Below are 13,861 nucleotides of genomic sequence, written 5' to 3'. Positions count from 1 at the left end.
GGAGCGCGCTCACACGATAAAACTCGGCATTATGGCTTGAAATGCCAATTCGTTCGCCAACTCTGCAGTGTTTTTGGCGCAAGCGTCTCCAAAAGCTTCCTGTTTCCGACAGCCCACATGTTCTCCTCCTTACCGAATCCCGTCCGGTGGGTCCGCGCAGTCATTGCGTTGGCCGGTCTCGCAACTCTCTCCGGTTGCGCGAAACTCAATTTCTGGCAGATGGACGGCCACCAATCGACGATTGTCGTCGAGGGCTCCGTCGCCCGTGAACAGCTGCAGGTGTTCTATGTGACCTGCTGGGTTTCGCTCGTGATCTTCGTGATCGTCGCGGCGGTCCTCGCTTACGCGACGTTCAAGTTCCGGGCCCGTTCGGCCGCTGACGAACACGCCGAGCCGCCGCCGCAGGGGCATGGCAATCCGTTCATCGAGCTCGGCCTGATTGGCGCCTCCGTTCTCGCTCTGGTGGTCATCGCGGTCCCGACGCTGAAGGCGATTTGGTCCACCTACGACGTGCCGGAGGCCGAGAAGGCCAACATGTACGAGGTCAACGGCACCGGCTACCAGTGGTGGTTCAAGTTTGAGTACCCCGGCGAGCTGGCCCCGACGAACGCGACGGGCGCGAAGGCCCCGCTCGTCACCGGCAACGAACTCGTCATCCCGGCCGGTCGTCCGGTGCGCATCAATCTGCGCACGGTCGACGTCATCCATTCGTTCTGGGTCCCGAAGCTCGCCGGCAAGGTGGACATGATCCCGAACCGCGCCAACCACATCTACCTGCGGGCGGACAAACCCGGGTACTTCTGGGGCCAGTGCGCCGAATATTGCGGAGACTCCCACGCCGTGATGCGTTTCCGCATCATCGCCCTCGACGCCAAGGAATTTGCCGAGTGGCTCGAGCAGCAGTCGCAGACCGGCCGCACCGTGGCACCTCGCGCCGCGGACGCCAACCGCGCGAAGCCGCAGTTTGCCGCACTCCGCAGCTTCAAGCAGAACGAGGCCGGCATCACCGCCAAGTTCGACGTCAATCCCTTGGAATCCTGGCGCGCCAAGCAGGCGCCGGAGAAGAACGAAGACGCCGCGCTGATCGCCGCGGGTCGTGAACTGTTCAAGACGAAGACCTGCATCGCGTGTCACACGGTGCGCGGCCATGAAGGTGGCGGCGTTTCCGCGCCGGACCTCACGCACATCGGTTCCCGGACGACCATTGCCGCCGGTCTGCTCGAGAATAATTCCGAGCAGCTCCGCCGCTGGATTCACAATCCCAACTCCGTCAAACCCGGCAACAAGATGGCACTCGCCTACGCCCGGACCGATCGGGAAGGCAAGCCGGTCGACGGCATCAAGCTGACGCCGGAGGATGAAGGCGCACTCGTCGCTTATCTCGAAAGTCTCAAGTAAGCTCACGTGAACCACTCTTCCTGGGAGCGCGGGCATCCCGCCCGCTTCTGAACCGCGGGCGAGGACGCCCGCGCTCCCACTTTTCCCGAATTTAGCACAACACCTCCCACGACTCATGGACCTGGCCAAATCAGCTTACCTCACGAAGGAAGAGCACGCTCCGGCGAAACCCAAACTCCTTTCGCATCCGACGGCCAAGACCGGCCTCATGGGCTGGCTCACCACCGTTGACCACAAGAAGATCGGCTTCCTGTACGGTTTCTTCGCGTTGATCTTTTTCCTGGTGGGCGGCTTTGAAGCGCTGCTCATCCGCACGCAGCTCATGGTGCCGAACAACGACGTGCTCACTGCCCAGCAGTACAACACGATGTTCACGATGCACGGCACGACGATGATCTTCCTCGCCGTGATGCCGCTGTCGGCCGCGTTCTTCAATTTCATCATGCCGCTGCAGATTGGCGCGCGTGACGTCGCCTTCCCCCGGCTCAACGCCTTCTCGATTTGGACATTCGTTGCCGGCGCCATCATTCTGAACATTGGCTGGTTCGCGCCGATTCTGGAAAAGATCCTCGGCGGCGTGCACAACGCTCCTGACGCCGGCTGGTATGGTTACTCGCCGCTCACCTCGAAGACCTTCAGCCCGAGCCACTCGGTCGACTACTGGGTCATGGGCCTGCAGCTCCTCGGCGTCGCCTCGATCGCGGCGTCACTGAACTTCATCGTTACGATCATCAACATGCGCGCTCCGGGCATGACGATGATGCGCCTGCCGGTGTTCACCTGGATGACGCTCATCACGTCGTTCCTGATCGTTCTCTCCTTCCCCTTCATCACGATCGCGCTGGTTGAGGTGATGATGGATCGCAATTTCGGCACGTTCTTCTTCGAAATCTCCGGCGGCGGCATGCCGATCCTGTGGCAGCACTTGTTCTGGGTGTTCGGTCACCCCGAGGTGTACATCCTGATTCTGCCGGCGATGGGTATCATCTCGGAAATTCTCCCGACGTTCTCGCGCAAGCCGCTCTTCGGTTATCCGATCGTGGTATTCTCGGGCGCGTGCATCGGCTTCCTCGGTTTCGCAGTGTGGAGCCATCACATGTTCACCACCGGCATGGGCACGGTCGCCACGGCGGCCTTTGCACTCGCGACGATGGCCATCGCAGTCCCGACGGGCGTCAAGATCTTCAACTGGATCGGCACCCTGTGGGGCGGCCACCTGATGATGCGCACGCCCATGATGTTCGCCCTCGGCTTCGTCTGGATGTTCATGATCGGCGGCTTCTCCGGCGTCATGCACTCCGCGGCCCCGGCCGACTCCCAACAGAACGACAGCTATTTCGTCATCGCCCACTTCCACTACGTGCTTATCGGCGGCTCGATCTTCGCGCTGCTGGCTGGTCTGCACTACTGGTTCCCGCTCATGTTCGGCCGCAAGGTCAGCGAGTTCTGGGGCAAGCTCTCGTTCTGGGTCATCTTCATCGGTTTCAATGTGACGTTTTTCCCGATGCACTTCCTCGGATTGAACGGCATGCCGCGCCGCACGTTCACCTACGATCCCAACCTCGGTTGGAACACGGCGAACTTCATCGCGACCATCGGTTCCTTCGTGCTGGGCATCGGTATGTTCATCTATTTCACGGTGCTGGCCTACACGTACTTCAAAGGTGAAAAGGTGAAGAAGGATTGCTGGGATGGCCGCACGCTCGAGTGGTCGCTGGATAATCCGCCGCCGGAATACAACTTCCGCGTCATCCCGACCGTGCACGCCCGCGATGCCTGGTGGTACGAGAAGCACCACAAGGAGGAGATTGAAAAGGAAAAGGCCGAGCATGCGAAGGCTGAGGAAGCACACGGCGGCATTCACATGCCGTTCGGCTCCATCTGGCCGTTCGTGGCGAGCCTCGGTCTCCTGATCGGCGCCATCGCCATCAGCGCCGTCAGCGCCAATCCCGCGCCCGGCATTCACCTCAAGCTGGGTATGTCGATCGTCGGTGGCATCGTGATGTTTGTCGGCATCTACTTCTGGTCGCTCGAGGGCAACGAAGGCTACCACCTCCACCTCGACAAGGATGGCAACCCGATCGAGGGCGAACACCACGACGCGAAGCACTGACGATTCTCCTCCCTGTAGGGGCGCACCTCGCGTGGGCCCACGGGCGTCTTTCGGAGACGCCCCCTACTCAACTTACGCCTTCCTTTCTCCCACATGAGCAGCCATTCGGCCTCCGCCACCATCGATCATCACCACGACCCGAGTACGTCGACCGGTATTCCCAATAAGAAGCTCCTCATGTGGACCTTCCTGGCGTCGGACTGCATGTTCTTCGCCGCGCTGATCTCGACGCACCTGATCTACCGGCTGCATCCGCCGGCAGGCGGCTTGGATCCCAAGGCGGTTTTCAGTCCCGAACTCACGTCGTTCTCGACCTTCATCCTGCTGATGTCGTCGCTGATGATGGCGCTGGCGGTCACTGCAATTCAGAAGGGCAACGTCAAGAGCTGCCGCTGGTCGCTGCTGACGACGATCTTCTTCGGCATGATCTTCCTCGGGTGCCAGGTCTATGAGTTCGAGCACTTCGTGCATGAGAAGAAAATGCTCATCAACAACAGCATGCTCGGCACGACGTTCTATACGCTCACCGGTACGCACGGCACACACGTCGCCATCGGCGTGTTGTGGCTGACCCTGATGTACGTCCGCTCGTTCAAACCCGCCGCCGGTTCCACCCAGCGCACGTGGTTCTCCCACCAGCTGCTGCACGTCGCGGCCATCGCCGTCGCTCTGCTCCTGAGCCTGAAGATCGTCCTCGGCCTCGTGCACTCCCTGCAGGTCGAGCCTTCTTACGGCGCGGCCGTCGGCTCGTTCTTCAGTCACCAGTTCCTGGCCATCGCCGGCGCGCTCATCGCCTATGGCGCCTGCTTCTGGTTCGCTCGCCCGCGCGGGCCGGTTGACTTCAACGAGGCCCACGCGATCGACGTGGAGTCGATGGGTCTCTACTGGCACTTCGTCGACATCGTGTGGATCGTCATCTTCACCGCCGTCTATCTCCTGGAATATCTTTGAGGCGGCCCTGCGCTGACTCGCAACTCACAGTCCTCAACTCTCCACCTTTCTGATGAGCGCCTCCTCTCACGCCGCCTCCTCGAGTCATCATCACGATGACGACAGCCACAACGTCAGCAAATTCCAGATCTACGTGCAGATCGCGCTGCTCCTCGCGGTCATCACCGGCATCGAGATCGTCGCGGTCTATCTGCCCTTCGCCAAATGGCTCGTCGTCACCACGCTCGTGGTGCTTTCGACGGTGAAGTTCATGTTCGTTATTTTCTACTTCATGCATTTGCGGTGGGACAAACCGTTCTGTACGATCCTGTTCTTCATCGGACTGGTTCTGGCCAGCGGCACGATGTGGGGCCTCCTGGCTCTCTTCGGTGCTGAAGCCAGCCGGCCTCTGCCGGTCTGACGACGGTCACCGCTCAACCCGTTTCACCTTGAACGGCGGCCGCTTGTCGGCCGCCGTTTTTGTTTCCACTCCACTCCACATGATCGACTGGCGGCACTGGCACAACGAGCCTTGGCTCATCGGCGGCCTCGTTTTTCTCGGCTGGCTTTGGGCGGTTGCGGCTGGCCCTGGACGTTCGCGGCTGGCACCGGGCACGCCCTTTCCCCGCGGCCACGCCGTCCGGTTCTACCTTTCGCTTTTCGTGTTCTACCTGGCCGTGGGCTCGCCGCTCGACCAGATCGGCGAACGCTTCCTTTTCAGCGCCCACATGCTGCAACACCAGCTGCTGGTCTATCCCGCGGCGATCCTGTTTCTCCTCGGTCTGCCGGTGTGGATGGTGGACCCGCTGCTCTCGAAAGCATGGCTCGCCGCCCCGCTCCGCGTCGCCACGCATCCGGTCATCGCCGCCCTGCTCTACTCGCTGATCGTCGGGATCTGGCATGCGCCGTCGTTGTATGACCTGGCCTTGCGCGACAAGCTCGTGCACGTCGTCGAACACGTGATGTTCTTCCTCGCCGCGCTGATCTTCTGGTGGCCCGTGCTGAGCCCCTCGGCGATTCTGCCCCGCCGCAACTATGCGGTGCAGATGCTCTATCTCGTCGGAGTGGTGGTCACGATGACGCCCGTCTTCGCCTACATCACCTTCACGCAGGACATTCTGTACCCGACCTATGAATTCGCCCCGCGGCTGCTCGCCAACTTCACCGCCGCCGATGACCAGCTGCTGGCCGGCGCCATGATGAAGCTCGTGGGGATCATGGTGTCGCTCGGCACCTTCATGGTCGCCTTCTACCGCTGGTATCAGGAAAAAAAATAGACCGGCACGACGATCGTACCGGTCTGGCGTGGACGGAAAGCGGGCAGACCGCTTCCCTGCTTGTCTTCAGCTCGTGGCGGCGGGAGCGAAGAGATCCTCGACCGAGTCGCTCTCGACGCCGATATCGGCGAAGAGCCACGACGAGAGGTAACGCTCACTGCTCGAGGGCACGATGACGACGATCTGCTTGCCCTTGTTTTCCGGCCGCTTGGCCAGCTGGATCGCCGCCCAGATCATGGCACCGGACGAAATTCCCACCGGAATGCCGTCGAGCTGGTTGACCTGCTTGGACACCGGGCCGGAATCAGCTTCCTTCACACGGATCACTTCGTCGTAGATCTTGGTGTTGAGCACCTGGGGCACGAACCCGGCACCAATGCCCTGCAACTTGTGGGGACCGGGCTGGCCGCCGGAGAGCACGGGCGACGCGTCGGGCTCGATCGCGACAATCTTTACGCCGGGCTTCCGCGTTTTCAGGACCTCGCCGATACCGGTAATCGTGCCGCCGGTGCCGATGCCCGCGACGACGATGTCGACCTTGCCGTCGGTGTCCTTCCAGATCTCCTCCGCCGTCGTCTTGCGGTGGATGGCGGGATTGGCCGGATTAGCGAACTGCTGCAGAATGACGCTGTTCGGAATCTTGGCGGCGAGCTCCTCCGCCTTGGCGATTGCGCCCTTCATGCCCTTGGGTCCCTCGGTCAACACGAGGCGGGCGCCGAGCACCTTGAGGAGCTTGCGCCGCTCCATCGTCATCGTCTCGGGCATCGTCAGGATGAGCTTCAACCCCTTGGCCGCCGCCACGAAGGCCAGTGCGATGCCGGTGTTGCCCGACGTCGGCTCGATGAGCACCGTCTTCTGGTTGATCTTCCCGCTCTTCAGCGCGTCGTCGATCATCGAAAACCCGATCCGATCCTTCACGCTCGAGAGCGGGTTGAAGAACTCGAGCTTCAACAGGATCTCAGCCTGCGCGCCGTGGGCCGCGGCCGTGCGGTTCAGACGCACCAACGGAGTATTGCCGATCGTTTCAGTGATGTCGTTGTAGATTTTTGCCATGATGGGGAAGGATGGTTTGAGGCCACGACAGCAACAGGTGCCACCGCCGACTGCCGCCAAAATCCGTGGCATAAATTCGGGGCGTTCGCCACCCGTAAGACACGCCCGCCGACGTTTTTCGCCTCGGCGTGCCATGATGCGGCTGCCACGTTCTGCGAAATGACTTGGGAAATCGCGGCTGTCCTGGTGCTCGTCATCGGGGCCATTGCTTGTTTCGTGTGGGAGAAAATCCCGCCCGACGTCGTCGCGCTTACCCTCTTCGTGGTAATCGCCGCGTCAGGCCTGGTGCCAGTGAAGGATGCCTTCGCGGTGTTCTCGAATCCCGCTCCCATCACGGTGGCAGCCATGTTCGTCCTGAGTGCTGCGCTCCTGCGCTGTGGAGCGCTCGACTACCTGTCCGGAGGATTTGAGAAGGCCGCGTTCCTGCCCTATCAAGTCGTCATCTTCCTGCTCGTGACCCTGGTCGCGTTCGTCTCGGCGTGGATCAACAACACGCCGGTGGTCGTCGTATTCGTGCCGGTCGTGATGAGCCTGGCCCGCCGCATGAAACTGCCGGCCTCGAAGTTTCTCATCCCCATTTCGTACGCGTCGGTCTTGGGCGGAAACTGCACGCTCATCGGCACGAGCACGAACCTCGTCGTCAATGGACTCCTCGTGGAACACGACCTGCCCGGTCTGGACATGTTCGAACTGGCGTCAGTCGGCATACCAACTGCAATCATCGGCGCACTTTATCTCGCGTTGCTAGGCAAGCGATTGCTGCCCAGCCGGGAATCGCTCACGTCGATCCTGAGCGAGGACGAACGCCGCGAGTACATGACTGAAGCTTTCGTGCCGCCGGGTTCGACCTTGATCGGCAAGAGCCTCCGTGCGGCGGGCCTCGTGAAGGCCCGCGGGTTTCGCGTGATTGAAGTCGTGCGGGACGGCGTGGCGATTCACGTCGATCCGGTAGCGACGCCGTTCGAAGAAGGCGACCGGCTGGTGCTGGCCTGCCGACCGTCGGGCATTGCCCACGCGCGTTCGATGCCGGGCTTTGATTTTACCGCCGAGGCCGGGCTTGAACAGATTGCCTCCCATGAGGGCGTCGTCTTCGAGGGTGCGGTGGCACCGAACTCCGAAATCATCGGCCAGAGCATCAGCGAGCTCAACTTCCGCCAGCGCTTCCGGGTGATCGTGCTCGCCATCCATCGAGGCGGCGAAAATGTCCGGGAAAAATTGGAGACGCTGCCGCTGCAAATGGGCGACATCCTCCTGATGATGGGCACGGAACAGGCCGTGAACGAATTGCGCGCCGGGGACGATATCATCCTGTTCGACCGCCCGCCACTGCCCTCGGTTTCCCGGCACAAGCGAATCCCCCTGGTGCTGGCCACCATCGCAGCGGTGGTTCTCGCCGAAACCCTGGATATCATGCCCATCCATCTGGGCGCCATTGCCGGAGCGGTCCTCATGTGCGTCACCGGCTGCATCAAGCCGAAGGAGGCCTACGAGTCGATCGAGTGGAACCTGCTCTTTGTCATTTTCGGCATGCTGGCGCTGGGCATTGCGATGCAACAGACGGGCGCAGCCTCGTGGCTGGCGCAAAACGTGGTCACGGGCGTTGGCGCGATGTTCTCCGGTCCGGAGAAGCCCTTCATGATGCTCGCGGGACTATATTTGGTTACACTCGTCCTCACGGAGGTGCTTTCCAACAATGCCGTCGCCGCCCTCATGGTGCCCATCGCGCTGGGTATCGCCACGACCGCCGGATTGGAGGCGCGGCCGTTCGTCATCGCCGTGACGATCGCCGCGAGCGCCGCGTTCGCCACGCCGATCGGTTATCAGACGAACACCTACATCTATGGCATCGGCGGGTACAAGTTTGCCGACTTCATGAAAATCGGCATTCCGCTGAACATCCTTTGCTTCATCGTCTCGATGATCGTGATTCCGAAAGTCTGGCCGTTCTGACCGGACTGACCGGACCCGCAGGAAATTCAGATCGTGATGCGCAGGCCGTCGTAGGCCGGAGCAATCCCCGCCGGCAATGACGCCGCCAATGTCGCGTGATCGCTGCTGTGCGTCAGATGCGTGATCCACGTCGAACGCGCGCCGATCTCGGCGGCGACGGCCACGGCTTCGTCGATCGACATGTGCGACGGATGCGGCGTGGGCCGGAGCCCGTCGAGCACGACGGCATCCGCCCCACGGGCAAACTCGACGGCTTCACGCGGCACCCGTTTGCAGTCGGTGTAGTACACGAATTTTTTCCCGCTGCTGCGCTCAGTAAAGATCAGGCCGAGCGTGTTCAGGCCGCCATGCGGCAACAGGGTTGAGCGAATCGTGCCCTCGGGCAGCTCGAGCAGCGGCGGCATGTCGACCAGTCGGAACGCCGCGTAGCCCTTGGCAATCGGCCGCTCGGCCATCGCATACGGATACATGGCGAGCACGCGGCCCATGCCCTCCTCCGTCGAATACACCGTCAATGCGCTGCCGCCGATCAGGTCGCAGAAGCGGCGGAGATCATCCATCCCGGAAATATGATCGGCGTGACCGTGCGTCAGGATGAAGAAGTCCAGTTTCCGGATGTTTTCGCGGATGCACTGCAGCCGGAATTCGGGCGCCGCGTCGATTTGCACGTTCAGGCCGTCCATCACGACGTGCACGGACGCGCGCGAGCGGTGATTGCGCGGATCCTTCGACAGACACACCGCGCAATCACATGCCACCATGGGCACGCCCTGCGACGTTCCCGTGCCAAGGAAAATGACCTCCATGGCCGTCAGGCTGCGAGTGCACTCTCGATTGTCGAGCCGCGTGCCACGAGCGGCTGCCGCGCATACTTGCCGCGATCCAGCCCTGGCAGGGGTCCCTCACCACGCACAAAAAAGCGCGCCGCTTTCGCGACGCGCTTTCTTAAAACAATCGGGCGGGTTATCCGCTCGAATGGAATGCTTAGTAATCCATGCCGCCGCCCGGAGGATGGCCATGGCCGCCGCCGGCCGGTTCCTTCTTCTCGGGGAGCTCGGTGATCATGCACTCGGTCGTGAGCAGGAGCCCGGCGATCGAAGCCGCGTTCTGGAGCGCGGTGCGGGTGACCTTCGTCGGGTCAACCACGCCGGCCTTCACGAGGTCCTCGTATTCGCCCGTGGCGACGTTGTAGCCGTAGTTGCCCTTGCCGGACGCTACCTGGCCGACCACCACGGCACCCTCGACGCCAGCATTGGCGCAGAGCATGCGGATGGGCGACTCGATGGCGCGACGGACGATCTGGGCGCCAATGGCCTCATCGCCTTCGAGCTTCACGCCGTCGATGGCCTTGCCGCAACGGATCAGCGCAACGCCGCCGCCAGCCACAATGCCCTCTTCAACGGCTGCGCGCGTGGCGTGCAGCGCGTCTTCGACGCGAGCCTTCTTCTCCTTCATTTCCGCTTCGGTCGCGGCGCCGACGTTGATGACGGCCACGCCACCGGCGAGCTTCGCGAGACGCTCCTGAAGCTTCTCACGATCGTAGTCGGAGGTGGTTTCGTCGATCTGGCGGCGGATTTGCTTCACGCGGCCCTGGATGTCGGAGCTCTTGCCCGCACCCTCGACGATGGTGGTGTTTTCCTTGTCGACGACGATGCGCTTGGCGCGGCCGAGGTCGCTGACTTGGACGTTCTCGAGCTTGATGCCGAGGTCTTCGGAGAGCAGACGGCCGCCGGTGAGGATCGCGATGTCCTCGAGCATCGCCTTGCGGCGATCACCGAAGCCAGGAGCCTTGACGGCGCACACGTTGAGCGTGCCGCGAATCTTGTTCACGACGAGCGCAGCGAGGGCTTCGCCTTCCACTTCCTCGGCAATGACGAGGAGGGGCTTGCCGCCCTTGGCGACGGTCTGGAGCAACGGGAGCATGTCCTGCAGGCTCGAGATCTTCTTCTCGTAAATGAGAACGTAGGCGTCCTCGAGAATCGCTTCCATCGCCTCGGCGTTGGTCGCGAAGTAGGGCGAGAGATAGCCCTTGTCGAACTGCATGCCCTCAACGACGTCGAGCGTCGTCTCGATGGACTTCGCCTCTTCGACGGTGATGGTGCCATCCTTGCCGACCTTGTCCATGGCATCGGCGATGATGTTGCCGATCGTCTCGTCCCAGTTGGCGGAGACGGTCGCGACCTGGCGGATTTCCTCGCGGTCGTTGACCTTCTTCGAGATGCGGGCGAGCTCGGTGACGGCGGCCTCAACGGCCTTGTCGATGCCACGCTTCAGGAAGATCGGGTTCGAGCCGGCGGTGACGTTCTTGAGGCCTTCCTTGTAGATGGACTCGGCGAGAACGGTGGCGGTCGTGGTGCCGTCGCCGGCGGCGTCGGAGGTCTTGGAAGCGACTTCCTTCACCATCTGCGCGCCCATGTTCTCGTACGGATCGGGAAGCTCGACTTCCTTCGCGACGGTCACGCCGTCCTTGGTGACGGTCGGGGAGCCAAATTTCTTGTCGATGACGACATTGCGGCCTTTCGGGCCGAGGGTGACCTTGACAGCCTTCGAGAGGAGCTCGACGCCGCGGAGGACTTTCTGACGAGCGGCCTCGTCGAACAGGAGTTGTTTAGCAGCCATAGTATCTAGTTTTTAGTTGAGTGTTGAGAGGAGAAGAGGCCGACGACTTAGCCGATGACGCCGAGGATGTCGTCCTCGCGCACCAGCGTGTATTTCTTGTCGTCGAGCTTCACTTCGGTACCGCCGTATTTGCTGATCAGCACGCGATCGCCAACCTTGACCTCGAAGGGCGTGACCTTGCCGTCGTCGCCTTTCTTGCCCGTACCAAGGGCGATGACCTTCGCCTCCTGCGGCTTTTCTTTGGCGCTGTCCGGGATGATGATTCCGCCACGGACCTGCTCTTTTTCTTCGATGTGCTCGACGAGGACTCGGTCCCCGATCGGCTTGATTTTGACGTTAGCCATATGATTTTGGTTTGGGTTGAAGGGTGGAGTTTTTGTTTCTGTGGTGAGCAAAGCGCGCCTGCCGCGAACGAGCAGCAGGCGCGCAAAATGGATCGATCAGGTTATTTTTTCTTATCCTCGTCGACAACCTCGAAATCGGCATCGACGACATCGGCCTTCTTTTCTGTCTTCTTCGCGGCACCGTCAGCTTTCGCCTCCGGGCCCGCGTCGGCCGACTCGGGTCCGGGAGCGCCAGCCGCTGCCCCTGCCGCCTGGGTGGACTTCTGGACTTCCTGATAGAGCTCACCGCCGACCGCGCTGATTTTTTCGAGCGCGGCCTTCATGCGATCGGTGTCGTTGCTTTCGAGATCCTTTTTCGCCTCGGCGACCACGGTTTCGCCCTTGGTCTTGATCCCGGACGGGATCTTGTCGCCCGACTCCTTGATGGTCTTCTCGAGCTGGTAGATAGCCGTATCAAGCTGGTTCTTGGCCTCGACCGCTTCCTTCCGTTTCTTGTCCTCAGCGGCGTGCAGCTCGGCTTCCTTGGTCATCTTTTCGACCTCTTCCTTGGAGAGACCGGACGAACCTTGGATGGTGATCTTCTGATCCTTGCCGGTGCCCAAGTCCTTGGCGGACACGTGCAGAATGCCGTTAGCGTCAATGTCGAACGTGACCTCGATCTGCGGCATGCCGCGCGGTGCCGGCGGGATCCCGTCGAGTCGGAATGTACCCAGCACCTTGTTGTCGCGAGACATCGGACGCTCGCCTTGGAGCACCACGATCTCGACGGACGGCTGACTGTCGCTGTAGGTCGAGAACGTCTGGGTTTTCTTGGCGGGAATGGTCGTGTTGCGCGGAATCATGGCCGTGGCCACCTGGCCAGCGGTCTCGATGCCGAGCGTGAGCGGCGTGACGTCCAGCAGGAGCACATCACGGACTTCACCCTTGAGCACACCACCCTGCACGGCCGCGCCGATGGCAACGACTTCGTCGGGATTGACGCCCTGGTGTGGCGCCTTGCCGCCAAGCTGGCGGGCAATTTCCACGACGCGGGGCATGCGGGTCATACCGCCAACGAGCACCAACTCGTCAATCTGCGCGGACGTAAGCTCGGCGTCCTTCAAGCACGCCTTGAACGGCGGAATGCAGCGCTCGAAGAGCGGCTCGCAGATCTGCTCCATCTTGGCACGCGTCAACTGGACGTTGAGGTGCTTCGGGCCGGACGCGTCCGCGGTGATGAACGGGAGATTGATGTCGACGGACTGCGTGGAGGAGAGCGCGATCTTGGCCTTCTCGGCCTCTTCCTTGAGCCGCTGAAGCGCCATCGGATCCTTGCGCAGGTCGATGCCGTTTTCCTTCTTGAAGGTGTCCACAAGCCACGAGATCAGCGTCTCGTCCCAGTTGTCGCCACCGAGATGGGTGTCGCCGTTGGTCGCCTTCACTTCGAAGACGCCGTCGCCGATTTCGAGCACCGACACGTCGAAGGTGCCGCCGCCCAAGTCGAACACCGAAATCTTTTCGTCCTTCTTCTTGTCGAGACCGTACGCGAGCGACGCCGCGGTCGGCTCATTGATGATGCGCAGCACTTCAAGGCCGGCGATCTTGCCTGCATCCTTGGTGGCCTGACGCTGGGAGTCATTGAAGTACGCCGGAACCGTGATGACGGCCTGGGTGACCTTGTCACCGAGATAGGCCTCGGCATCCGCCTTCAGTTTCGCGAGCACGAAGGCCGCGATCTGCTGCGGGGCGAATTGCTCGCTCTTGTCGCCCACCTGCACCTCGATGTAGGCGTCGCCGTTCTTACCTTCGACGGTCTTGAAGGGCATGTTCTTCGCCTCTTCCTTCACCTCGGAAAATTTCCGACCGATGAAACGCTTGGCGGAAAATACGGTGTTGCGCGGGTTGGTCACCGCCTGGCGTTTGGCCGCCTGACCCACCAGGCGTTCGCCCGATTTGGTGAAAGCGACAACGGAGGGCGTGGTACGCGCCCCTTCCGCGTTGGGGATGACCACGGGCTCTCCGCCTTCCATGATGGCCATGCAGGAATTCGTGGTGCCAAGATCAATACCGAGGATGCGGCTCATGCACACCCTTCAGCAACGCACATGCCCCGGGGCGCTATTTTTCCCTTAAGCCTTGGTGCTGCATCTTTAAAAACTTATCCGAATCCGAAAGCGATGCGCGGTGCGACGCGGATT

General features: G+C 61.7%; 11 protein-coding genes. 6 read left to right on the top strand and 5 right to left on the bottom strand.

The annotated features are described in order from the left end of the window. Positions 1-117: 117 nt before the first annotated feature. From coxB to ACLJEU_RS07985, 5 genes are all read left to right on the top strand, one after another. A complete protein-coding gene (gene coxB, locus ACLJEU_RS08005; protein ID WP_414662082.1) occupies positions 118-1,398 on the top strand; it encodes a cytochrome c oxidase subunit II in 1,281 nt (426 codons plus the stop codon). A 115-nt stretch (positions 1,399-1,513) separates the two neighbouring features. Beyond that, positions 1,514-3,511, top strand: a complete 1,998-nt coding sequence (gene ctaD / locus ACLJEU_RS08000; RefSeq protein WP_414662081.1) for a cytochrome c oxidase subunit I — start codon at positions 1,514-1,516, stop codon at positions 3,509-3,511. A 93-nt stretch (positions 3,512-3,604) separates the two neighbouring features. Then, positions 3,605-4,462, top strand: coding sequence for a cytochrome c oxidase subunit 3 (locus ACLJEU_RS07995; protein WP_414662080.1), 858 nt, complete (start codon positions 3,605-3,607; stop codon positions 4,460-4,462). A gap of 52 nt (positions 4,463-4,514) precedes the next feature. Beyond that, a complete protein-coding gene (locus tag ACLJEU_RS07990) occupies positions 4,515-4,862 on the top strand; it encodes a cytochrome C oxidase subunit IV family protein (RefSeq protein WP_414662079.1) in 348 nt (115 codons plus the stop codon). A gap of 79 nt (positions 4,863-4,941) precedes the next feature. Continuing rightward, positions 4,942-5,718, top strand: a complete 777-nt coding sequence (locus tag ACLJEU_RS07985) for a cytochrome c oxidase assembly protein (RefSeq protein WP_414662078.1) — start codon at positions 4,942-4,944, stop codon at positions 5,716-5,718. A 66-nt stretch (positions 5,719-5,784) separates the two neighbouring features. On the opposite strand, the gene cysK is transcribed toward ACLJEU_RS07985, so the two are convergent. Next, positions 5,785-6,771 (bottom strand): cysteine synthase A, encoded by a 987-nt coding sequence (gene cysK / locus ACLJEU_RS07980; protein WP_414662077.1) that lies wholly within the window; start codon positions 6,769-6,771, stop codon positions 5,785-5,787. 159 nt (positions 6,772-6,930) lie between these two features. Here cysK and ACLJEU_RS07975 point away from each other — a divergent pair, with 159 nt between their 5' ends. After that, on the top strand, positions 6,931-8,721 hold the full coding sequence (locus ACLJEU_RS07975) for an SLC13 family permease (protein WP_414662076.1): 1,791 nt from the start codon (positions 6,931-6,933) through the stop codon (positions 8,719-8,721). Between the two features lie 26 nt (positions 8,722-8,747). Here the strand turns inward: ACLJEU_RS07975 and ACLJEU_RS07970 are convergent, their stop codons facing one another. The 4 genes from ACLJEU_RS07970 to dnaK all read right to left on the bottom strand — a co-directional run bounded on the left by ACLJEU_RS07970 (position 8,748) and on the right by dnaK (position 13,747). Then, positions 8,748-9,527, bottom strand: a complete 780-nt coding sequence (locus tag ACLJEU_RS07970) for an MBL fold metallo-hydrolase (protein WP_414662075.1) — start codon at positions 9,525-9,527, stop codon at positions 8,748-8,750. 178 nt (positions 9,528-9,705) lie between these two features. Then, on the bottom strand, positions 9,706-11,340 hold the full coding sequence (gene groL, locus ACLJEU_RS07965; RefSeq protein WP_414662074.1) for a chaperonin GroEL: 1,635 nt from the start codon (positions 11,338-11,340) through the stop codon (positions 9,706-9,708). A gap of 47 nt (positions 11,341-11,387) precedes the next feature. Then, positions 11,388-11,684, bottom strand: coding sequence for a co-chaperone GroES (locus tag ACLJEU_RS07960; RefSeq protein ID WP_414662073.1), 297 nt, complete (start codon positions 11,682-11,684; stop codon positions 11,388-11,390). 101 nt (positions 11,685-11,785) lie between these two features. Continuing rightward, complete coding sequence (gene dnaK / locus ACLJEU_RS07955) at positions 11,786-13,747, bottom strand: molecular chaperone DnaK (RefSeq protein ID WP_414662072.1); 1,962 nt, start codon at positions 13,745-13,747, stop codon at positions 11,786-11,788. Positions 13,748-13,861: the final 114 nt, after the last annotated feature.

The organism is Terrisphaera buseokensis (assembly GCF_047521145.2).
Lineage (GTDB): Bacteria > Verrucomicrobiota > Verrucomicrobiia > Opitutales > Opitutaceae > ER46.
This window is presented reverse-complemented; position numbering and strand designations above follow the sequence as displayed.

Bases quoted from the DNA above. Each gene is read 5' to 3' on its own strand.
- ACLJEU_RS07990 (WP_414662079.1), top strand. From the start codon at position 4,515: ATGAGCGCCTCCTCTCACGCCGCCTCCTCGAGTCATCATCACGATGAC.
- coxB (WP_414662082.1), top strand. From the start codon at position 118: ATGTTCTCCTCCTTACCGAATCCCGTCCGGTGGGTCCGCGCAGTCATT.
- ACLJEU_RS07995 (WP_414662080.1), top strand. From the start codon at position 3,605: ATGAGCAGCCATTCGGCCTCCGCCACCATCGATCATCACCACGACCCG.
- ACLJEU_RS07975 (WP_414662076.1), top strand. From the start codon at position 6,931: ATGACTTGGGAAATCGCGGCTGTCCTGGTGCTCGTCATCGGGGCCATT.
- ACLJEU_RS07985 (WP_414662078.1), top strand. From the start codon at position 4,942: ATGATCGACTGGCGGCACTGGCACAACGAGCCTTGGCTCATCGGCGGC.
- groL (WP_414662074.1), bottom strand. From the start codon at position 11,340: ATGGCTGCTAAACAACTCCTGTTCGACGAGGCCGCTCGTCAGAAAGTC.
- ACLJEU_RS07960 (WP_414662073.1), bottom strand. From the start codon at position 11,684: ATGGCTAACGTCAAAATCAAGCCGATCGGGGACCGAGTCCTCGTCGAG.
- dnaK (WP_414662072.1), bottom strand. From the start codon at position 13,747: ATGAGCCGCATCCTCGGTATTGATCTTGGCACCACGAATTCCTGCATG.
- cysK (WP_414662077.1), bottom strand. From the start codon at position 6,771: ATGGCAAAAATCTACAACGACATCACTGAAACGATCGGCAATACTCCG.
- ctaD (WP_414662081.1), top strand. From the start codon at position 1,514: ATGGACCTGGCCAAATCAGCTTACCTCACGAAGGAAGAGCACGCTCCG.
- ACLJEU_RS07970 (WP_414662075.1), bottom strand. From the start codon at position 9,527: ATGGAGGTCATTTTCCTTGGCACGGGAACGTCGCAGGGCGTGCCCATG.